The sequence below is a fragment of the Fictibacillus sp. B-59209 genome, assembly GCF_036216745.1.
In the GTDB taxonomy this organism is placed as follows: Bacteria; Bacillota; Bacilli; order Bacillales; family Fictibacillaceae; genus Fictibacillus_C; species Fictibacillus_C marinisediminis.
The window spans coordinates 86,528-106,710 of record NZ_JARMMC010000014.1; the positions used below are offsets into that span (position 1 = coordinate 86,528).

Consider the following 20,183-nt stretch of genomic DNA (forward strand, 5'->3'; position numbering starts at 1 on the left):
TATTTAATTAGCATCACTCTTTGAGAATACTACAATCTGAAAACATAGAAATATAAAAGTTTATTTGTCTTTATATAAACTTGCGAATAGAAGGAGGGCCAGTGCAACAACAGTTATGGAAAGAATAGTCGTCATATCCATACCCCCTCTCAATCCTCCACCGATATTGAGATCAAACCTTCACTTAAACATAATCTTTTACAGGTTGTCCGATTTTTTAAGGAGAATTACAGGATTTATCCTGTAATCTATTCTATGCGTGAGGATGGAAAACGGTATGCGTAAAATACATGTTTGCCTTTCCTGACCAAGTATTTTTCGAAATGGAGCTATATTCAGAAAGACCAATTCTTTTTTAACGTTCCTAACGAGATCAGTAAAGCTGCAAATATGCATTCTAATTAAGGATCAGGCTTTCACCATGGCAAACCGGTACCGAAGTCCTTTGCTAGGTTCCCACTTTCTTTTCTTCTTTTTTTTCGGTTCGTTGCTCTCTCCGCTGCAGAATTGAATAATCCTTTTTCCTCATTCGTTTCTGGAATGACTTTTGGCACGTGGGTAGGCTTACCGTCTTGATCAACTGCGACCATTGTTAAAAAAGAAAGTGCGCATACATTCCGTTCTCCTGATAGTAAGTCCTCTGCTATTACTTTAACAAATACTTCCATTGATGTTCTGCCTGCATATGTAACAAAAGCCTCTAGACAGACGGCATGACTGACATGAATAGGGTGCAAGAAGTCTACAGAATCAGTCGAAGCTGTAACAGTATTTCTACGGGAATGGCGCATTGCGGCAATTGAAGCTACATCATCTATATAAGCCATTAGTTTTCCACCAAACAACGTTCCATGATTGTTTGTATCAGGTGGTAACACAATGCTCGTTTTTACTACAAAAGAATCCCTGCATTTTTTTTGATCTATCATAAAATAACAACCTTTCTTTTCTTTTTATAGGAAGTTAGCAGTTTCCTGAAATAAGCATAGGGAACTATTTATCATCTTGGTATTTAATAACTTCTATATGTTCATAGGTTTTTTAACAACCATTAATAGTTGTTCATCATCCATATGGTTAGTAATTTCATTCGGTTTTTCACTTCTTTCCTCCGCCAAAAGAGTCAACTCCTTTCTCAACCACAGTATTAACGTTAGTTTTCTATTTCAATCAATTATAATTTCTACTGTCCAAATTGTTACTTACTGCAAGGGGATGTTGCAACAGGTTTCCTTTCCATAAAATTCGTATTACCTTTAAGTTAAAACTTGAGAAATATGCATGAGAATTGACCCATTTATCTAATGATTGAGCATTAATTTTCTCAGTACCCAGTTTTTGAACAACATGGTAGAATTTGACTACAGAGTAAAAACTGTAAAAATTGTAGGCGTATCACATCACCATGAAAATCAACAATCCTCAATTCCTTTTTATGCTGAACCACAGCATGAACCTTCCCGATTAATAAATGAAAATCTCCCCGTTCAAAATATGTAAAGCACAAATCCAAATTATGTTCCATTGCCTCACCAATTGTGTCTTCCATCAGTACCAGCTGCTGTTCATCTAATTCCGGTTTCACTTTTTCTCCTGGTCCCAGTCAAACTGCCGTAGTGCTTTCACATGTTCAGGCAGCATCATAGCAGTCCATTTTATGGATTCTCGATCACGAAACATATTTATTCCTCCCTTTATTTTTATTTTCTTTATTATATGCGAATGTTTGTTCGTGTAGTAGTGGAAAAAAGGCCCTCTAAAAGAGGTCCATAACTTATGTCAAATTTCCGTGCTGTTATGAGTACCAATATTACTGACTCTTCTTGAACTAACTGGGCAGGATAGTTGAACAAGAAAGACGAATATTATTATCTGAAAATGCACTTTTAAGGTGTAATTTTGTGAATATATATATATTCTTGTAAAAGAAATGATTGATGAATGGAACCCAATAGGCTTGCTTAGTTTGGGATGCCTGATAATACTGTACATTAAGCCAGTTAGTAATCCAGATTTTGGAGGAACTCAATTATGAGAAAAATTATTGTGCTTGAACATGTATCTCTTGATGTATTTATACAAGCCCCAGGCGGGCCAGACGAAGATATCACCCGATAACGATCTCCTGGCCGATCTTCTGGTTCAGGCTTCAAGCACTCTGTAGCAAAGTAGGGGAATAGTTTCCTTCAAAAAACAAGGAGGATTTTCATGGATAACAATCTGAATCAATCGTTCGAGATTGCAATTACGCGTGTATTCGATGCCCCTCGCGAACTCGTATTTAAAGCATGGACAGAGCTCGGGCATTTCGCGAAATGGTGGGGACCAAAGGGGGTCACCCTCGAAATCGTTAAAATGGACGCTCGATCAGGTGGCGAGTTTTTAGGTATTCAGACGTCTCCTGACGGAAATCAGGTTATGTGGGGAAAATTTGCATACCAGGAGGTTGTCGAACCTGAGAAAGTGGCTTATATCCGATCCTTTTCGGATGAGCAAGGCAATACGGTCTGAGCGCCTTTTAGCGTGAGCTGGCCTCTTGAAACTATGAATATCATAACGCTAGAAGATGACGAAGGTAAAACTGTTTTAAAACTAAAAGGTTGCCATGTGAACGCTTCAGCTGAGGAACAAGAAACCTACAAAGGTATGGCTCCAAAGCTTCAACAAAATCTTGAGGGTACTTTCGATAAACTTGCCGACTATCTTGTCTCCCTGAATTAGAATGGTTATTCCTTCAAGGAAAATCCATACTTCAACGGCCCCGTTCCGAAGGATAGCATGCTCCAACAGCACATGCTGAAATTCCGAAAGCAAGTGGAACTCACGTTTGCACAAGAATCGAATCAACTTACTTCCCTCATGAAGCATAAGAAGGTGCCGATTCGCACAACCAAGCGTGTGGAGAAGTGGTTCATTCTGCGGGATGCATTCCGATTGATTGAGCGAATGATTCAGCACGTGAGGGCAACAGTCTTGCCTCCGAATCATGTAGCTGCCCTCAAAAAGCTACAAGAGTATTGTGTATAAACCTACTAAAACGCTTGAATATTTAGGAGGAAAAAATTATGAATAACAAAATCCAAAAAATCACGCCAAACTTGGTTCGATACACAAGCCGAACAGGCGGCAGAGTTGTACACTTCTATTTTTAAAAATTCGAAGATAGGAAGAATCACTCACCATGGCAAAAATAATCACGGGATACCAGAAGGAACCGTAATGACTGTGGAATTTCAACTGGACGGGCAAGAATTCGTAGCCTTAAATGGCGGTCCGTATTTCAAATTCACAGAGGCAATATCATTTATCGTGAACTGTGAAGATCAAGATGAATTGGACTATTTTTGGGAAAAACTCTCCGAAAGCGGAGATGAAAAGGCTCAAAACTGCGGTTGGCTAAAAGATAAGTATGGCGTGTCGTGGCAAATTATTCCTTCCACTCTAACCGAGATGGTAAGCGACCCAGATCCAGAAAAATCAGAAAGAGTTATGAAAGCATTGCTCCAAACGAAGAGTAAAATTGACATAAAAACTTTGATGCAAGCGTATGAGGGATAAAGTGCACTTTGCCGTTACAGACTGGGGGAAGACCGTACCACGAGTCATTGATAACGGAAAACGTTAGTTCAGAATTTACCTCCTTATGATTGATAGAGCGGTTTTTCTTTTGGCCAGAAATCAACAATCAAGGATAACAGAGCCTAAAAAAGAAATGAATCACCAACGGGATAAGTCTGTCCAAAATTGGGTACTGTCCAAGGTGTCTATGTTGTCACAAACCACACCCGACCGTCATATCGCCCTTTCATTTCCAATATTGAAGTCTATACAGGTTAGTTACCCTGCTGTTATTTAGAATGAGAGTAGGCTTTTTGAACAAGCTCTTATATTAAAGTTATGAAGTACTATAGTTCATACTATAAAAAGTACATGTATGATTTCTATTACAACACTTATGACAGCGATGGTAAAAAAGGTCTTTTACGTGTCGATATTGCCTATAAGCTAACTAAGACGTCTGCTGAATGGATCAGAGACCGTTACGTTAGCTAACACCTTTAAGGAGGTGATCACCATGGAAAAGAGAAAACGCAATGTACTAAAAGCAACCCTCATTGGTATGTTCTTCACCTACCTTATCGTATACAATGGTAAAACTGTTGCTCATTTCTTATCAAACGAAAACGTTAGTATTGCAGTATCCGTTTTTGTATTAGTAACTGTGATATCGTTTGTATTCGAAGATTTACTGGGATTACCTTTGAGAAACCCAAAAGGTAAAACAAGTAAAGATGCATAAACCTAACCAAAGCAATAGAAAAGCAGCCAGGACGATCTGGTTGTTTTTTTATGTCTAGGTACTTGGATAAGGCTTCACGGAGTTTGGTAACTAATGACATGGCCAAGGAGGTCACATTTATTTGTCGATAGCTGCTTATTTCCGACAGTGGCTACTTATGATAAATTAAGATGGTTAACATTCAGAGTTTCATAATCTTTGCTCAACTAACGATGCAGGATTGTGGAATAAGAACTAACAAAAAAATCAATTCTGAGGTGACAAAATGAGCGATAATAAGGAAGCTTGGGAACCTCTTTCTGTTTCTGAAATTCAAGATATTTTTAACAAGATTCATATGCAATGGTGGATTGCTGGCGGATGGGCATTGGACTTATATTTAGAAAGAATCACCCGTGAACACAGAGACATAGACACTGTGATACTAAGGTCTGAACACTTAATCTTGCAAAAGTATTTGTATGGTGATTGGGAATTGTTCAAAGCATTCAAAGGACAATTAATACCTTGGAGACTGGAAGAAAAGCTTGAATCTCAATACGATAATATATGGGTAAAGAAAAAAGGTGAAACAACGTGGGCTTTCCAAGTAATGATATTAGATTCAGAGGAAGAACATTGGATTTATAAACGAAATGGTACAATAAGAAGGTTGTTAAAGGATATTGGATTAGAATCTTCTTCTGGAGTCCCTTATATAAGACCTGAAATCCAGCTTCTTTATAAAGGGGAAAGTTCAGTTATTAGAGAGAAAGATGTTATTGATTTAAAGAATGTACTACCAAAGTTAAGTGATACAAACCGAAATTGGTTAAAAGATTCTTTAACTATACAGTACCCTAATGGGCATCAATGGGTTGATTTTTTAAATTCCTATGCCAAAAACAAATGGAAAACAGAAACCGCCTAATATTCTGTAATCGGGTGCGTTAGCTGAAGATTGGAGCTGTCTATAAGGCAGCTTTTTCTTATGGAACTAAAGGGGCAGGTTAGTTGAAGAAGGAATTCTTGCCTTGGCTATGGATAACAGATGTTATAAAACTATGCAGAACCCGGAGGAACAAAAGCGGAAGCGCGTAGATGAGAGGCGTGAGTCCAGACAAGCTGGCGAGAAGGTTTGCTCTTTAGTCTTCTTGACGGATTGGCATATAACCGCGCCGGAGCTGGACATCTCATAAAATATAAAAAAATAAGCACAGGGACAGCTCTACTTCTTCAAAGAGGAAAGAATTCGTCCCTGTGATTAAAAACTTATTTTCTTTTGAGAAGCCAGTCTTGAAAATCGGTGGCAACTATTCTTTCACCTGTGAATCCCTCTGCAGCAGCTGAGGCTAAAAAAACAATCGGCTCGGCCATAACCCTTGGATCTAATAGCTGGAATTTTGATTCAATCTCTTTTCGAACTTCGTCCGGAATCATCCCGGTAGTAGTGGCACCACCCGGTAAAAGCATATTCACCATAATTCTATATTCCTTTAAATCTTCTGCCATTATATATGAGAGTGATTCAGTGGCTGCCCTCGATGGTCCATAAGGTACAAAACCCTTTCTTTTCATAGTCTCATGATTCATAGAAATATTAATGATTCGCCCATTACCTTGTTCCATCATTAAAGGAGCAAACCCTCGAGCTACTAAAAAATATCCTGTGAGATTGGTATCAATTAGATCTCGAAACCCCTCTGGTGTTACTTTGAAAAATGGCTGAGGCTCGACTAAAAAACGCGGATTTACTGTCCTCATCCCAATTCCCGCATTATTGACGAGAACATCCAGCTTCCCCCATTCTCTTTTCACCCATTCAACTGCCTGATTGACGGATTGTTCTGATCGAACATCCAAAGGAATTCCAACAGCAGGATAACCCTCGCGCTTTAACTTCTCTACTGCTTGATCCAATTTAGTTCCAACTCTAGAAGCTAACGCCACCGTGGCTCCAGCGTGAAGCAAAGCCTCCGCCATGGAAAATCCTAGGCCACTTGAAGCACCTGTTACGAGTGCATGGATATTTCTTAACTCTTTTGTATTCATTGGCATTTTTCCTCCGAAATGTTATTAGACCACTGACTAATACAGTATTCTATCTAATCATCACTTTTATACTTTGCCAAAAAAGTAAGCTAGAGGGTTTTCGGACGTAGTAAAAAAGGGAAAGAGACACCTTTTTTCTTTATTGAACTGATCTTTAGGCGTCACCCGATAGTTAATTGTTCAGTGTTGCTCGAAATCGTGATCCGCCTCGCTTAAAAATGGATTTTTCCCTATTTGGCTAAACGGAATCCTTTCCAACAAGGTGTTTATGAAAGCCAGTTATTCAGTTTGGATATGTACATCACTATGCTCCTTCAATACCAAGAACACCTATCCAGCTTGGAGTGGCAGATAGATGTCCTGGCAGAAGAAATTGAAGAATGTAAGATAATCCAATCAATTCCCGGTATAGGAGAAAAAATCCCGGCCACGATTATTTCTGAAATCGGGGAAATTGACCGGTTTAATCATCCAAAAAAACTTGTAGCTTACGCTGGAATAGATCCGAGTGTCCATTCATCAGGTAAGTTTACAGCTACGATAAATCATATTACTAAACGAGGTTCAAGCCGGTTACGACACGCTTTGTATATGGCCGTATTTTTTGGAATAAGAAGCTCTCGAAACAAGAAGTTAAAAGAATATTATGATCGAAAACGAAATGAAGGAAAACCCTCAAAAGTAGCGATGATAGCTTGTGTAAATAAACTCCTACACTTGATTTTTGCAATACTAGGAGTCAATAGTTTTTTATTAAAAAGAATTATCTCTCGTGGTATACTTTTTACGACAGGCCAAATAACCCTCCAAATATGTTGGAAGGTTTTTCGTAGGCTGTATTTTTTTGTGGATTAAGCCAAATCTAGGAACTGCTCATTGCTGGTTTAGCTGAAGATAGGAACTGTCTGTTAAGGCAGCTTTTTTCTAATGCAACTATCGGGGCAGGATAGTTGAAGAAATGGGTAATAAATTGATATGTATCGGAATAGGTTTCGGTGGGAATTACGAACCCGGCAGAGAGCAATGCCATCTTGAACGCATATCAAATTGCCGTCGAAAATCCACCAGCGGAATAATTGGTATAATATAAAAAAGCGTACATTCTTTGGAATGTATGCTTTTTTGACTATTATTGTTTATCTTGGTTCTCCTGAGACTTGTCCTGTTGAGCACTTCTTACATCCCGTTTAACAGGAGTTAATTCAGAAGACGCTTCTGTTTGAAATTGTGGTCTTCCAGTTTGCATGGTTTGTCGCTGATTGGAAGCCTGTTTGCCAGGTTCTTTTCCTAATAAGCGATGGAAGAAGATTTCAAAAGCTGTGATTGCTATCGAGCCAATAAGTGAAGCGGATAACACGTCATCCTCAAAGGTCATATTATCGATCATTAGGTAGAGAATTACAAACGCTAAGGCAAAATCAGCAATAGTTGCCACTGTGTTATTGGTAACCCGTAAAAAAAATAAGTCACCCACTACATAACTAACAATAGCTAATACCGCTGAAATCCCTAGGATATCAGAAGCACCCAAATCGTAGCCCAACGCATCGATAATGCCCAGAACAACAGCAGCTGCAATAAACTTCATGACAATTCTTAAAATATGCCTCATTTCTTACACCTCCTTTGTTTATTTTTCGATAAAATCTTTTTAGATATACACTGAGATAAAAAGAATTTCAGGAGGTTAAATTGGATGCTAACTTGAAGGTCATTTTTTATTGTTGTTGTACTAAGTACGTAAAGGGATAAGAAGACGGGTTAATTAATGCTGCAATGAATGTTGGTGTAGGTTTATCCATTATCGATATATTATAGCGGAGAAACAGGAAGCGTAGGTTCTAGAATTTTGCTTGGATTTGGAGGATTAACGGATTCCGGCACGAAGTACGCTGTGCGTGCCATCTCCGAGGGTTTGCGGCAAGAGGCGGGTGATAAGCTGCGGGTGACGATCATTTCACCTGGTATGACACGGACGAATGCCGCGGATTCTATGACAAATCCGGAGATGAAAGCCCGGCTCGAGGCGTTCCAGGATATCGCTATGCCGCCGGATGCAATCGCCCGGGCGATTGCGTTTGCGATTGAACAGCCATCCGATGTTGATGTGAACGAGATTATTATCCGTCCAACTGCACAGGGTTAGACTACTCCCTTTTCTCAAGTGAGCGAGGGCAATTCAGGTAAAATAGTTGCTATATATTTAGGTACTTTCTAATCCGGCACAATCGGGTGCATTTCTCTAAGAAGGAGAAGTGTACTTTTTTATTGAAGTAAAGTGCAAGATAGTAAAAGAGGGTTAAACTTTGAGATAAAGTGTTGAGTTTTATATCGTTTTTTATGTTAAATTAGCAAATTAATTGGGTGGGAGGAAGTTTAATGGCTGATGAAATTTTTGAAAACCCTAGATTGGCTGATATCTATGATCCATTTGATTCAGACCGTTCTGATTTAGACGCTTACGAGTCTATGATTAACGAGTTTAGTGCAATTTCTGTACTTGATATTGGTTGTGGAACAGGAACTTTTGCTTGTCGACTTGCAGCCAGAGGAATCGAGGTTTTTGGAATGGATCCAGCTGAAGCTTCACTAAAGGTGGCTAAAACAAAACATTGGTCTGACCGAGTCAAATGGATTCACGGCAATGCAATAGACCTTCCAAAATTGAAGGTTGACCTTGTAACGATGACTGCTAACGTTGCTCAAGTCTTTCTGACCGATGAAGAATGGAAAGAAACTCTACTTGCGATTCGGGATGTTTTGCGGTCAGGTGGACGATTGGTCTTTGAAACACGGAAACCTGAGTCACAGGCGTGGCTGAAATGGAACAGGGAGAATACCTATAAGCGAATTGATATACCTGACAGTGGCGTTGTCGAAGGTCGGGTTGATGTTACCGATGTTCAAGGCTCATTGGTGTCTTTTCGATGGACTTATGTTTTTGAGAGCGATGGTGCAATAATCACATCAGACTCTACTTTGCGGTTTAGGAGTCTTAAGGAAATTAGCAAATCTCTTTGGGATGTAGGACTGTCTGTTGAAGGTGTAAGAGAAGCCCCTGATCGTCCAGGACTGGAATACGTTATTATTGCACACCGCCTGACAGCTTAACTATGTTTAGGTGATAAGAAAAAGATCATTTGTTGTATATGATACTTTATCTTTATTATCTTCCACAATCGGGTGCATTTCTCTAAGAAGGAGATCTGCACTTTTTTATTGAACTTATTGAACAAACGAGCAGGATTATTGAATAAGCAAGGGTGGGTTTTATTAAGGTAGATATTTCTAAAGCGTAAAGTTCTGGCAGGTCAAACAGGCTTTCTTGTCGAAACTTAGACCTATGAAATTCATTAAATTGGAGGAAAAAACGATGGCAGAAGTTTTGTTGTTACACCATGTTTTAGGCCGAACGAAGGGGATTGAAGCAATCGCCGATCAACTGAGAGATGCGGGACATACTGTACACGTGCCAGATTTATTTGACGGCCGCATGTTTTCCACGCTGGAGGAAGGCTTGGTGTTTGTTAAGGAAATAGGATTTGAAGAAGTGACGGCGCGCGGCGTTCGGGCAGCCAGCGAGCTTTCACGCGATGTCGTCTATGCTGGTTTTTCACTCGGTGTCCCGGCAGCACAGCAGCTCGCTCAAACTCGTGAAGGCGCCAGAGGCGCACTGTTTTTTCATGCCTGCCTCCCGACCTCGGCGTTCGAATCTCAGTGGCCGGCCGACTTGCCTGTGCAAATTCACGCCATGAGTGCAGATCCTTTTTTCGTTGAAGACGGCGACATCAACGCGGCCCGTGAGCTTGTGGCGTCGGCCAATCACGCTGAACTTTTTCTGTACGAAGGCAAGGAACATCTCTTCACCGACAGCAGTTTACCATCTTACGATGCTGACGCGACGAAACTTGTGATCAAGCGGGTTCTCGACTTTCTCGAGTAGTTGTTAAACTTTTAAGGTCTGTTTTTTAAATACCCACAAAGTACCCACAATTATTTTATTTAATTTGAAATATTATAAAACAATATCAAAAATCCCATTATACCAATGATTTGAAAAGATACAAAAACACCTGAAAACCTAAAACTAATCAAGTTCGAGATGAAAGGTTCAATCGGTTAAATAACGAAAAGCCTTGGTGTAGGAATATGCCAAGGCTTTTTATATGGAGATTTATATAGTACAAACATTGATTATTACTGTTAATCTTATTCCATAAAAAGGTCAAACAGAGATTCTGGCTAACCTTATATTACGATCGGGTGCATTTCTCGATGAAGGAGATTTGCACTTTTTTATTGAGCTTATTGGACAAACGAGCAGGATTATGGAATAACGGACACTGGATATCTCTGTTAATTAAAGAAAATTTAAGTTAGAATAAATCTAATATTAAGACATTAGGGTCAGTGGGGTGTGGGTATGATGGAAGGGGTATTTTTGGACGAGACAATTTATGGGTATGAAGATGTTTTAAAAATGTTGGATTCTTTGTTGCAAGACTTTCCAATCGTATATGTCTGCTACGCCTAAGTCTCCACCTTGTAGAAAACAGGTGATTGCAAAGAAGCCATTCAGTTTTAAAGCTTTCTTGATTAGACCTATGTAGTTCATTCTACGGTGAGGAGCAATATGGTGAAAGCAACCCAAATCATAAACAACGTCATATGCACCCTCTTCAATATCTAATTCAAAAATATTATGAACAAAGGAGAACTGAAAATGAGAAAGCTCGTTCTATTTCTGCACGCATCGCTCGACGGTTTTGTAGAAGGGCCGAACGGTGAAATGGACATTGGCTGGGTTTCCTACGATGCTGAATTGGAGAAACACGCGAAAGAAATTCTGAGTACTGCCGACACTGTTATTTGGGGACGTGGGACTTATCAGATGATGCTCAATTACTGGCCATCTGTGCCTTCGAACCCATCAGCTTCGCAGCATGAACGGGATCATGCCGAGTGGATCGAAAAGACATCCAAAATCGTTTTTTCCACGACGCTGGAGAAAGTCGAATGGAACAATTCCAGACTGGTGAAAGAAGATGTCGAGAAAGAGATCAAGAACCTCAAAGAGCAGCCAGGCAAGGATATGGTCATCCTCGGAAGTCCTAGGTTCGCACACTACCTTATGCAGCTTGATTTAATAGATGAGTATAAAATTACGGTTTCACCCGTCCTGATTGGCAGCGGGTTGCCGTTATTCCAAGGTCTCAAGGAGAAGATCATTCTTAAACTTATCGAAAACAAGACATTTGATTCTGGAGCCATAGGCCTCGTTTACCAGACGGTTAGATGAACTTGTCTCCTAAAGTAGATTACGCTAACCGGATTACGTTAGCACAATAAAAGCAGCGGCAGTCTAGGTCTTTCGAGTTCCTAGTCCGTCACTGCTTTTTTTACGAGTCAGTCTAATTCAGTTTGTCGGGTGATCGTGTCGTTAAGATTGGATCTTCCACAAACGGATGCATTTCTCTAAAAAGGAGATATGCACTTTTTTATTGAATTTATTAAACTAACGAGGAGTTTTTCTAAAATAAAATGTTTCAGTATTTATCACAAAAGTGAAACATTGTATTGCTATCCGAAATTCAGTACAAATCTTATAAAAAAACGTCTAAATGTGGTCACCATGATCTGTATAAGCTTTTCTGTGAAATAACAGCTAATCTATTTGGAATAAATAATACTCACATGCCCATATTTCCATTTAGATAATTTGACAAAGATTTTTTATGATTGTTGTCGATTTTGCTTTTTCTTGTTCGTTGTATTTATACAAAGGCCGAGCATGAATGGTCTTCTAAAAAGAAAGTGACTAAGAATAAGGAGGAAGATGTATGCTGTTTATGTTGATTGTCAAAGCCTCGAAAAATTCGGAAGCTGGAAATCGCCCGAGTTCTGAGCTTAATGAAGCTATGAGTAAGTACAATGAGGAATTAGTTAAGGCAGGTGTCCGGGTCGCAGCTAAAGGACTTCATCCAAGCTCAAATGGGATTCGCATTTCCTATCCAATACCAGGGGAAAAGCCAGTGGTGACTGATGGCCCATTCACGGAAACGAAAGAATTAATTGCCGGGTTCATTCTGATTGATGTGAAGTCGAGGGAAGAAGCCATTGAGTGGGCGATGCGGATGCCGGACCCGCAAGGACATGGGGAAGGTCAGATTGAATTGCGTCAAGTTTTTGAGGCGCCGGAGCTGACCGAAATGTTGGCAAAAGAAGCTGAATTACGCGAGAAATCAAAGTAGTGAAGACATATGAAACCCATCGTACCATTGAAGGGGTCTGGACAGTCGAATCAGTCAAGATCATTGCTGGTGTTGCCCGAATTGTTCAAGATGTCAGTATTGCAGAAGATTTAGCGCAAGATACGTTGGCCATTGCACTTGAAAAATGGCCGGAGTCAGGCATACCGGAAAAACCGGGAGCATGGCTTATGACTGTTGCCAAACGTCGGGCGATTGATTTTCTGCGTCAAAACAAATTACGTGATCAAAAGTATGAGGAAATCGGGCGTAATATGGAATTCAAAATAAAAACGGACTATGATTCAATTGAAGAGGAAATCAATGACGATCTCCTGCGTCTCATCTTCACCACATGTCATCCGGTGCTTTCCAGGGAAGCTCGAGTCGCGCTAACGCTTAAACTGTTATGCGGATTAAAGACTGATGAAATTGCGCGAGCATTTCTTATGTCGGAATCAACCATTGCACAACGAATCGTCAGAGCAAAGCGTACACTTTCTGCTTCAAAGGTACCTTTTGAAGTTCCCCATGGACTTGAGCTTTCAAGCCGTATTTCATCAGTTCTGGAAGTGATCTATCTCATGTTTAATGAAGGATATGTTGCAAACGGCGGTGAGAACTGGATTCGTCCAACACTGTGTAATGAAGCCATACGTCTTGGCCGGATTTTGGCGGAAATTCTCCCTGAGGAACCGGAAGTGCATGGCCTGATTGCCCTCATGGAAATCCAGGCCTCACGTTTCAAAGCTCGCATTGGTCCATCGGGAGAGCCGATATTGCTTCAGGATCAGAATCGGGTGCTTTGGGATGATCTTTTGATTCACCGTGGCTTTTCGGCGCTTAAGCGGATTGAGCAAATTGGTGGTACCTATGGTCCGTACTCACTGCAAGCATCTATAGCTGCTTGTCACGCCAAGGCACGAACAGCAACGGAAACGGATTGGCAAGAAATTTCCGCCCTATACGATGCCCTTGCCCAGGTGGCACCTTCTCCCATAGTGGAATTGAATCGTGGGGTTGCTATATCGATGGCATTTGGGCCAGAGGCAGGGTTAAAGATTGTTGATTCTCTACTTTTGGATCAGGCGTTGAAGAACTATCATTTGCTTCCGAGCGTAAAGGGTAATTTTCTTCTAAAGCTGGGGAGAAAGAGGGAAGCATTTGAAGAATTCCAGCGTGCTGCTTCGTTAACACAAAATGTACAGGAACAGAAATTCCTATTAAAACAGGCGAAAGATTGTATGGAATAAAAATACATTAAAGTTTTGTCGATTTCACAATTATTGTCTTTTGACATAAAAAATCCTCCGTATGCTGTTATTTTGGTTGGCGAACCAAAAATATTTTAGCACCTCGGGAGAGTTTTTTTCATACAACGCTGAAAGCTTTTTGGAACCCTAGGCCTAGCCTAGGGTTTTCTTTTCTATAATAAAAAGGAGCTGATTCAGCGCATCGTGTGCAATGTATCAGCTCCTATAAAATTAAAACATGCTCCCATAATCCTAGCTTTCCCTTTGCTGGAATAAATTCATCCAGCATCTGCATATCCTCAACTACCCAAGCATAACCTCCCACTATAAAGTCACCCATAAAATAGTCATTCCCTGATACGATTCGACCATCCTCCAGAATGGCCCATGTCTCATTGTTTTCAGTTACCTTCAAACAATCTACAAGTTTGCATACAGCAATGATCTGGCCAGTTGGAAGATTCTCTGGTGTGTATCCGTGCTTACCAAGCAACGACTTTATGGCTATATGGTTAGAGACGTCTTTATCTATTTTTTTACTTGTGTGAATGGCAAGTGGCCCCCGATAATTCGTTCTCCATGACCTTGTTTCATATGTTGCCTCTCTAAGGACAAAAAGGCTTGCCCATGGCTGGATCATTGATAAAACCTTCATTCTGACAGCCTCCAACCTATAGAAGTTTATTTTGATTATAGAGTGTCCCTGTAAAGGAATATTATGAGCAAAAGGCAGAATATCAGTTCACGGAGATCCAATTTATGAGGCATGAGTCATGACCAGTGATCATTAATATCATATATTAATCAGTGAACTATTTTTGTTGGGTTTTACAAACTCACTAGATGTGATTGGGCACGAACTTACACATGGAGTGACCCAGTTCACAAGCGGGCTAGAATATGAAAAGCAGCCTGGAGCTTTAAACGAACATCACTCGGATGTTTTTAGGATTGCTATAAAGCAATATCATTAAAACAATCAGCACAGGATGCAGACTGGTTAATCAGTGCTGAGATAATGGGACCCTCATTAAAAGGGCAAGCACTCGTTCTATGTAAGCACCTGGCACAGCTTTCGACAATAAATTAATAGGCAAGGATTTGCAGCCAGATCATATGAGAAACTACTTTGAAGGGTCGCAAGATAACTATGGTGTCCATATCAATAGCGGTATACCAAATAAAGTATTTTACCTGGTGTCTATGGAGATTGGCACTTACAAGGCGGCTTAGATATGGTACCATGCCATGCAAAACTTGTTTGCCGCGACAAATTTCAATCAATTTGTCCAACTCGTATTAAAAGCAACACAAAAACTTGCTGATAGGGGAAAAATCCCCCAAACGGCTACAAAAACAGTAGAATCTGCTTTTCATGCAGTTGGATTACCGCCTTAACTTATCTAAATTGGGATTAAACTAACAGCACATCCAATTCTGCTGTGACGGAGGCATCGCTAATCTGAACTTAACCTTTGAGGCAGATGCAGACCAGCTGCAGGTGGAAAAAGCTGAGAAATTACAACATCTAATAACACATGCCAACCTTTCAAATATTGCCCCTTTATGGAAGCTGCAACGCAAAGCCTTGTTATTCCATTAAAGGGCCATTTTCTTAAATAAGAAATGGATTATGATATCGAACATACAAAAAGGGTATATTTCATTTTGGTGTGACCGATTTTGCTCAAATATACCGAGTTTTTGTTTGCTTCCAAACAATAAATGATTTGGTCAAAAACGGGTGGACGCTTATACCCATTATTACATGAAGCGTCTCTCTTATTCCTAGCTTCATCATTACAAAGCTATGTTTATGATAAAAGTCTTTTTGTGGTTCAAGATATGAGACATATGTACAAGCAATTTTTATTATCCCTCATAGTATAAAATAAGAAAAACTATTTAGAAGGGGATAAAATAAAATGAGTTGTAATTCTGGCTGTAATTATTATCCCTACTGTAAATGTGGCTCTCGCTGTAATTGTGGATCTCATTGTGAAAGCTACTTTATTTAGGGGGGGTTAGTGGATGTTATTAATTATAAGTACATTAATAGTATTAGGTTATACTACTTTCTTGATTTACAAAATTTCTTCCAATATAGATAAATTAACAGGCATGACAGGCATGATAATAGTGATGTCATTGGGAATGGTGTCAAGTTTGGCTATTGGATTAATTTCAGGAATTGTTTATAAAAATGATTTAACTTCTTCAACGATTCTTGCCATGATTTTAAGTTTGATTGTTGGATATTTTTTAGGTGAACGGTTGGGCTTGTTTGTAACAATTGAAGGAATGGCAGCTTCACTAATGGGTAGCATGATGGGAGCAATGCTGGGAGAAATGTTACCTTCAGGGAACTTTAAAATAATGTTAGCGTTTATGGATGTCCTATATATCATAGTTGTGTCTTTAATCTTTTTTCTAATCAGTAATATTTTAAGGAAAAGTAGTGATGAAACTCCCACTTTTAATCATACCTACAATTCAATCTTCATAATGGTTATTTTAACAGTTATCGTATTGATTACTACTTTTTATGATGTTAATTATGTTAAAAAGCAGATTAATCATCGCCCTGTTGAAAACCCTGTGCATGAGCATTATCAACATTAAAAATGGTCATCATCAAAGGGTTTATTTTACTAACGGGTTCATTACTTATGTGAAAAAAAGAGGTAAAGTATGCGACGAATATCATTGATTTTATCAACTGTTTTATCTTTTATAGTTTCAATATTGACTATTACAGCTCATAGATATATATATGGTACATTTATGGTGATTGTTTTTGTTTCAGCCTTATTTGCACTAATAGTAGAATTTTTAAATCAAACCAAAAAATAAGTTCTTCAACTAACGGGGGCTTTCCTGGAACAAGGATTGCGCTTTTTTCATTTTAAGGCCAGATTGTGGAGGGAACCAGGAAGAGTAATAATACTGAAAGTTTATTTGTGAAGCGTTTTACTTAAACCAATGGGCAGCATTCCTGTAATGAAGAAAAACGAGGTTTGAGAATAAAAATAGCCTCCTGATAAGATAGAGATGCCCTGAAGCTGGCCAGCGAAAGGGACAAATTATCCACCTCATGGAAAGGTTGGACGAAGGAATTTTGGAGCAAAGACTCTGTGAGATATGGGAAGGTTAACCTTCATGAGAGATGTGGAAATCCACTTAGTGCGATTATAAATTAACTAATATCCACCTTTTGGTTAGTGGTGGTTTGGTTGACTATGAATTGTTTTTTCTCTTCAACTCCAAAATTATCCTTTATTTAATTTTTATTGCAACATCCATGCGTTTCAATCTTCAATCCTTTATGAAATCTTGAGAATAGTGTAGGAATCGAGAGATATCCGTTTCTACATAGAGGGAGTTTAGTTCAATTTGAAATCACAAAAACTAAATAACCAAGGCACTGAAATTAGTGCCCTTTATAATCTTATTGTGCAATCAGCAACTCTTATATTTGAACTTTTTGGGGAATTGTTTCACAATTCCAACCGTTATTGTGTCCGCCATTTGTAAAGCTTCCACCTCAATTTTATCAAACACAGCAATACTTGATTTAAAATCTTGTTGGAGTATAAATACTGCTTCCGATGTAGTAAGTGCCAGATGCTCAAAAAACATTTCTTTGAATTTCTTTTTTGATATAAAAGGATTTATTGTACTTAGGAATTCGGCAATTTCTTTTCCGTTTGCATACCATCTTTTCTCTATAGCTGCTACAGCTATTTGATCGCCTGCTTTTGCAGCTTTGACAAGTTCCACAGCAATTACCAGGTGCTCCCTTATTAAGTTGCTGAACTTTGCGGCTATTCTATTTCCATAGTAAGGCTTTAGTAAATTTCCCATATCTGTAGCGTTCCGGAGAAGACGTGCGGTAACAAAGTCTACATCAGGTAAATTAAAAGCCAGGCTTATGATCGTCAATCTTGTCCAGTATACGTGTTGTTCCCAAACTAAACGCATGGAACTTTTTAAACTAACTTCCTGTTGACTAATACAAGAAGAGTTGGACCGAGGATTCATGGTTTCACCCCCTTACTCTAATACATATATTCAGTATATTCCGATTCTAAAAAGCGGTTTGTACTTTAGTTATTGGCTAATCAAAAAAGAATCGGTTGATTTTACGATAGAGATTAATTCCTTATTGAAGTAACGGGTGCGTTTACTTAAAAACCCCTCAGCAATGAAGATGAAGATCCTTCTACAACAATCGGGCGCTTTCCTGAAACAAGGACTAGCGCTTATTTTCATTATAGGGCCAGATTGTCGAGCAACTCATTTAAAGAGAAAATTAGATCTCTATGCTAATTTTTAGAGGAGATTGTGAAATTTGCACTTAAAGTAATGGTGCAGTTTAGTTAAATAAGGAATCGGAGTCAATATAGTAAAGAAAACTCGAAGAGCAAAGTATCGATAAACGAAACTGTCGATGAACAGGAGAGTGAAGAAGAATCATGATCAATGCTGCACACATTATTCTCTACAGTACCAACGCTGAGGCAGACCGGGTATTCATACGCGATGTACTCGGGTTAGCTGGGGTTGACGCCGGCGATGGTTGGCTAATCTTCAAACTGCCTCCTGCCGAAATCGCCGTGCATCCTACAGACGGGCTTGATAAACACGAGTTTTACTTGATGTGCGACGATATCGAGAAGACGATCACAGAACTAACCGCTAAGGGCATCACGATCTCGGAGCCAATCAGCGAGCAGCGTTGGGGTCGGCTTATCTCCATCAAGCTTCCCAGCGGCGCTGATCTCTCAATTTAACAGCCACGCCATCCCACCGCCTACGATCAAGAGGGCTGAGTCACCGTACATCCATTTCTTTCTCTCCGCTAAGCGCACAATAACTAAAGAGCAATTTTAATCTTCTGCAATTGGGCACCTTCTTTATTAAGGTGGCGTCTTTTTGTATTGGGCCAGATAGCTTATTGAGAGTCATTTAATTAACAGACAATATATTCAGCATAAAATTCTTTATCCTTTTGGGAACTTAAAATCAAAAATAAAAAATGAGGAAAACACTTGAAGCTAACGTTGCGTCAGGTTGTATAGTAAAGTTGCCGGCAATAATGAATCGTTGACATGAGGGGATGATCATTAATAGAAAATGGAGAGTTGGAGAATTAGCAAAGCAAACCGGATTAACAGTACGTTAAGTAGTTAAAATTCCTATTTTTCACCATGTTACCAAATTTTCACACCCAAGGGTGAGTACAGAGGAGCAGGTGAAAAAAGGCTTCATCTTGGAAGATCAGATCAAGGAATGCCGGAAGAATAGTTTTCAGATCCACATTTTTTAAAATGCACTTTGATAAATCAAGTGTAGCTTTGCACAGACCACTATAGTAATTTTGAATATCGAGACAATGTTTATACAATAGTACAGACACCTAACAAGCCCAACCCGGCATACAGATAAGAGTAACGAAAAAAGCCGGGAGGTGTCTGTATGTCCGGGTTGCTAGCCGTGTTAGCGTACTTTTTCAAAGAGGTAATGCTGTTTGTTTCGTATGTAAAAAACAATGCGTTTCCGCAACCCCTCTCCGAAAATGAGGAGAAAGAATACTTAAAGCTGATGGCCGAGGGAGATCAGGAGGCCAGAAGCAAACTGATCGAACACAACTTGCGTTTGGTTGCACATATAGTAAAGAAATTTGAAAATACAGGTGAAGATACCGAAGATCTGATTTCAATCGGAACCATTGGGCTGATCAAGGCAATTGAAAGTTATTCGAGAGGGAAGGGAACGAAGCTTGCGACGTACGCTGCGCGATGTATCGAAAATGAGATTCTTATGCATTTGCGTGCGTTAAAGAAGACCAAGAAAGATGTTTCTCTTCATGATCCGATCGGTACCGATAAGGAAGGCAATGAAATCACCTTGATTGATGTCCTGAAAGCGGAAACCGAGGATGTCGTCGATGCCATTCAGCTGAAAATGCAGAAAAAGAAAATCTATGATTACATTCATGTTTTGGATGATCGGGAGAAAGAAGTCATCGTCGGTCGGTTCGGACTGGATCTTCAGAAGGAAAAAACACAGCGGGAGATCGCGAAAATGCTGGGAATCTCCAGGAGCTATGTATCAAGGATTGAAAAGCGGGCCTTAATGAAACTGTTTCATGAATTTTACCGAAGCCGGCAGCAGGGGCAGAAAGAAAAGCCCTCCTATTAATTAAATACAATAAAAGTGCTGGCCAGAGAATGGACTCAGTACTTTTATTTTTGTTAAAGCTCTGTTAGCCGATGTTTATTGATTTGTTGTAGGTTGTGATTGAAGCGCCGATTGAAAAGCAGAAGGGTATAAGCAAGCATTTTCCCA

At 39.5% G+C, this 20,183-nt stretch carries 22 protein-coding genes and 3 pseudogenes; 18 read left to right on the forward strand and 7 right to left on the reverse strand.

Annotated features, from left to right (window positions below; translation table 11 throughout):
- Positions 1-416: 416 nt before the first annotated feature.
- The gene (locus P4361_RS09445) at positions 417-929 is read right to left on the reverse strand and encodes an acyl-CoA thioesterase (RefSeq protein WP_328089181.1); all 513 of its coding nucleotides are present in this window, start codon (positions 927-929) and stop codon (positions 417-419) included.
- Positions 930-1,324: 395 nt separating this feature from the next.
- Entirely contained in the window at positions 1,325-1,585 is a 261-nt protein-coding gene (locus tag P4361_RS09450) for a YolD-like family protein (protein WP_328089182.1), read from the reverse strand.
- Between the two features lie 623 nt (positions 1,586-2,208).
- Between P4361_RS09450 and P4361_RS09455 the strand changes: the two genes are divergently transcribed.
- The 6 genes from P4361_RS09455 (at position 2,209) to P4361_RS09480 (ending at position 5,210) form a co-directional block, all read left to right on the forward strand.
- Positions 2,209-2,511 carry an SRPBCC domain-containing protein gene (locus P4361_RS09455; protein WP_328089183.1) on the forward strand — a complete coding sequence of 101 codons (303 nt, stop codon included), beginning with the start codon at positions 2,209-2,211 and terminating at the stop codon, positions 2,509-2,511.
- Between the two features lie 33 nt (positions 2,512-2,544).
- Positions 2,545-2,721, forward strand: coding sequence for a hypothetical protein (locus P4361_RS09460; RefSeq protein WP_328089185.1), 177 nt, complete (start codon positions 2,545-2,547; stop codon positions 2,719-2,721).
- Positions 2,722-2,778: 57 nt separating this feature from the next.
- A complete protein-coding gene (locus P4361_RS09465; protein ID WP_328089186.1) occupies positions 2,779-3,027 on the forward strand; it encodes a hypothetical protein in 249 nt (82 codons plus the stop codon).
- Between the two features lie 105 nt (positions 3,028-3,132).
- On the forward strand, positions 3,133-3,558 hold the full coding sequence (locus P4361_RS09470; RefSeq protein WP_328089188.1) for a VOC family protein: 426 nt from the start codon (positions 3,133-3,135) through the stop codon (positions 3,556-3,558).
- A 517-nt stretch (positions 3,559-4,075) separates the two neighbouring features.
- On the forward strand, positions 4,076-4,300 hold the full coding sequence (locus tag P4361_RS09475) for a hypothetical protein (protein ID WP_328089190.1): 225 nt from the start codon (positions 4,076-4,078) through the stop codon (positions 4,298-4,300).
- A 265-nt stretch (positions 4,301-4,565) separates the two neighbouring features.
- On the forward strand, positions 4,566-5,210 hold the full coding sequence (locus tag P4361_RS09480) for a nucleotidyltransferase domain-containing protein (RefSeq protein ID WP_328089192.1): 645 nt from the start codon (positions 4,566-4,568) through the stop codon (positions 5,208-5,210).
- Between the two features lie 341 nt (positions 5,211-5,551).
- Here P4361_RS09480 and P4361_RS09485 read toward each other — a convergent pair whose 3' ends face one another.
- Positions 5,552-6,331 carry an SDR family oxidoreductase gene (locus P4361_RS09485; protein WP_328089193.1) on the reverse strand — a complete coding sequence of 260 codons (780 nt, stop codon included), beginning with the start codon at positions 6,329-6,331 and terminating at the stop codon, positions 5,552-5,554.
- A gap of 237 nt (positions 6,332-6,568) precedes the next feature.
- On the opposite strand from P4361_RS09485, the pseudogene P4361_RS09490 reads away from it, so the two are divergent.
- Positions 6,569-7,066: pseudogene (locus P4361_RS09490) on the forward strand (IS110 family transposase); the annotation flags it as partial.
- A 394-nt stretch (positions 7,067-7,460) separates the two neighbouring features.
- On the opposite strand, the gene P4361_RS09495 reads toward P4361_RS09490, so the two are convergent.
- Complete coding sequence (locus tag P4361_RS09495; RefSeq protein WP_328089195.1) at positions 7,461-7,943, reverse strand: YndM family protein; 483 nt, start codon at positions 7,941-7,943, stop codon at positions 7,461-7,463.
- Between the two features lie 264 nt (positions 7,944-8,207).
- On the opposite strand from P4361_RS09495, the pseudogene P4361_RS09500 reads away from it, so the two are divergent.
- From P4361_RS09500 to P4361_RS09510, 3 genes and pseudogenes are all read left to right on the forward strand, one after another.
- Positions 8,208-8,477: pseudogene (locus tag P4361_RS09500) on the forward strand (oxidoreductase); the annotation flags it as partial.
- A 233-nt stretch (positions 8,478-8,710) separates the two neighbouring features.
- Entirely contained in the window at positions 8,711-9,442 is a 732-nt protein-coding gene (locus P4361_RS09505; RefSeq protein WP_328089196.1) for a class I SAM-dependent methyltransferase, read from the forward strand.
- A 262-nt stretch (positions 9,443-9,704) separates the two neighbouring features.
- A complete protein-coding gene (locus P4361_RS09510; RefSeq protein ID WP_256228197.1) occupies positions 9,705-10,274 on the forward strand; it encodes a dienelactone hydrolase family protein in 570 nt (189 codons plus the stop codon).
- A gap of 558 nt (positions 10,275-10,832) precedes the next feature.
- On the opposite strand, the pseudogene P4361_RS09515 reads toward P4361_RS09510, so the two are convergent.
- A pseudogene (locus P4361_RS09515) lies at positions 10,833-11,036 on the reverse strand (SAM-dependent methyltransferase); the annotation flags it as partial.
- Between the two features lie 18 nt (positions 11,037-11,054).
- Here P4361_RS09515 and P4361_RS09520 point away from each other — a divergent pair.
- From P4361_RS09520 to P4361_RS09530, 3 genes are all read left to right on the forward strand, one after another.
- Positions 11,055-11,630, forward strand: a complete 576-nt coding sequence (locus P4361_RS09520; RefSeq protein ID WP_328089198.1) for a dihydrofolate reductase family protein — start codon at positions 11,055-11,057, stop codon at positions 11,628-11,630.
- 541 nt (positions 11,631-12,171) lie between these two features.
- Positions 12,172-12,582 (forward strand): YciI family protein, encoded by a 411-nt coding sequence (locus P4361_RS09525; RefSeq protein WP_256228199.1) that lies wholly within the window; start codon positions 12,172-12,174, stop codon positions 12,580-12,582.
- Positions 12,582-13,832, forward strand: a complete 1,251-nt coding sequence (locus P4361_RS09530; protein WP_328089201.1) for an RNA polymerase sigma factor — start codon at positions 12,582-12,584, stop codon at positions 13,830-13,832. The genes P4361_RS09525 and P4361_RS09530 overlap by 1 nt, the downstream gene beginning before the upstream one ends.
- Before the next feature lie 223 nt (positions 13,833-14,055).
- On the opposite strand, the gene P4361_RS09535 is transcribed toward P4361_RS09530, so the two are convergent.
- Complete coding sequence (locus P4361_RS09535; RefSeq protein WP_211079357.1) at positions 14,056-14,487, reverse strand: ASCH domain-containing protein; 432 nt, start codon at positions 14,485-14,487, stop codon at positions 14,056-14,058.
- A 190-nt stretch (positions 14,488-14,677) separates the two neighbouring features.
- On the opposite strand from P4361_RS09535, the gene P4361_RS23255 reads away from it, so the two are divergent.
- The 3 genes from P4361_RS23255 to P4361_RS09545 all read left to right on the forward strand — a co-directional run bounded on the left by P4361_RS23255 (position 14,678) and on the right by P4361_RS09545 (position 16,454).
- Positions 14,678-14,806 carry a M4 family metallopeptidase gene (locus P4361_RS23255; RefSeq protein ID WP_425590249.1) on the forward strand — a complete coding sequence of 43 codons (129 nt, stop codon included), beginning with the start codon at positions 14,678-14,680 and terminating at the stop codon, positions 14,804-14,806.
- A gap of 142 nt (positions 14,807-14,948) precedes the next feature.
- Positions 14,949-15,065, forward strand: a complete 117-nt coding sequence (locus tag P4361_RS23260) for a M4 family metallopeptidase (protein ID WP_256228202.1) — start codon at positions 14,949-14,951, stop codon at positions 15,063-15,065.
- 798 nt (positions 15,066-15,863) lie between these two features.
- On the forward strand, positions 15,864-16,454 hold the full coding sequence (locus tag P4361_RS09545) for a hypothetical protein (RefSeq protein WP_328089203.1): 591 nt from the start codon (positions 15,864-15,866) through the stop codon (positions 16,452-16,454).
- 837 nt (positions 16,455-17,291) lie between these two features.
- On the opposite strand, the gene P4361_RS09550 is transcribed toward P4361_RS09545, so the two are convergent.
- Entirely contained in the window at positions 17,292-17,873 is a 582-nt protein-coding gene (locus tag P4361_RS09550; RefSeq protein ID WP_256228237.1) for an acetylglutamate kinase, read from the reverse strand.
- A gap of 434 nt (positions 17,874-18,307) precedes the next feature.
- On the opposite strand from P4361_RS09550, the gene P4361_RS09555 reads away from it, so the two are divergent.
- Together P4361_RS09555 and sigK are read left to right on the forward strand one after the other, a co-directional pair.
- Positions 18,308-18,625 (forward strand): hypothetical protein, encoded by a 318-nt coding sequence (locus P4361_RS09555; protein ID WP_328089205.1) that lies wholly within the window; start codon positions 18,308-18,310, stop codon positions 18,623-18,625.
- Between the two features lie 685 nt (positions 18,626-19,310).
- Complete coding sequence (gene sigK / locus P4361_RS09560) at positions 19,311-20,036, forward strand: RNA polymerase sporulation sigma factor SigK (RefSeq protein ID WP_053357801.1); 726 nt, start codon at positions 19,311-19,313, stop codon at positions 20,034-20,036.
- Positions 20,037-20,183 lie beyond the last annotated feature (147 nt).